General features: G+C 47.5%; 2 protein-coding genes. Both read right to left on the bottom strand.

The annotated features are described in order from the left end of the window. Window positions 1-239 (bottom strand): MFS transporter (locus KQJ18_RS24115; protein WP_216422969.1); only part of this gene is annotated, 239 nt, incomplete at its 3' end. 316 nt (window positions 240-555) lie between these two features. After that, on the bottom strand, window positions 556-1,061 hold a 506-nt coding region (locus tag KQJ18_RS24110; RefSeq protein WP_191610238.1), incomplete at its 5' end, for an SDR family oxidoreductase.

The following is a 1,061-nucleotide window of genomic DNA, read 5'->3' as shown; positions in this document are numbered from 1 at the left end:
CCATTAAATAGTGCGCCAATTGCCGCACCCAGCATCATGCTGCTCACCACCCACTCCTGCAGGCGGCTGGTCAGGACAAAATGATCGGTGATGAAAGGCAACGCGCCCGCTATCACGCCAATATCCAGGCCGAATAACAATCCTGCGACAGCCGCAGAGATAGAGACAAACATATTCATACGTCGCGTATCGCGCACAGGGCGCGGCGCTAAAGCAGCATCATTATTTATTGAGACCATTTTTTCCTGCCAGATACAGAGTAAACCATGTCCCTGAAAGTAAGGGATCCCTTACATGGAGCGTCAGGCGGGAAACGGCAAAAACATGGATGAAATAGCTACACCACCTCGTTATGTGATGGATATTCCAATTTTAAAATTTATCAGCAACCACTCAATTAAATTTAATTTATTGATATTAAAGAGGATTAAACATTACAAATTCATATATATATAATTATGTATGGATTAATTTATAGACAGAATATGGATTAAAATAACTTAAAACCAAAAAAAAACCCTGCCAGATGACAGGGTTTGTTGTTCAGAGAATGTATTAACGTGCCAGCCAGCCGCCGTCTACCGCAACGGTATAGCCGTTAATATAGTCAGACGCGCTGGACGCCAGGAACACGACAGGCCCCATCAGGTCGCTCGGCAGTCCCCAACGTCCTGCCGGAATACGATCGAGGATTTCTGCGCTACGCTGCTCATCAGCACGCAGTTGCTGAGTGTTGTTGGTCGCCATATAACCCGGCGCAATCGCGTTGACGTTGATGTTATGTTTTGCCCACTCGTTCGCCATCAGACGGGTGACGCCCATTACGCCGCTTTTAGACGCGGTGTAAGACGGAACGCGGATACCGCCCTGGAAAGAGAGCATAGAGGCGATATTGATAATTTTGCCGCCGTTACCCTGAGCGATAAAGTGCTTCGCCGCGGCCTGAGACATAAAGAATACGCTCTTAATGTTCAGGTTCATCACGTCATCCCAGTCTTTTTCGCTGAAGTCGATCGCATCGTCACGACGGATAAGGCCCGCATTGTTGACCAGAATATCGA

The sequence above is a fragment of the Citrobacter sp. S55_ASV_140 genome (assembly GCF_018919505.1).
Classification (GTDB): Bacteria; Pseudomonadota; Gammaproteobacteria; order Enterobacterales; family Enterobacteriaceae; genus Citrobacter; species Citrobacter werkmanii.
The sequence above is the reverse complement of the archived record's forward strand: the minus strand, read 5'-3'. Positions and strand labels throughout refer to the sequence as shown.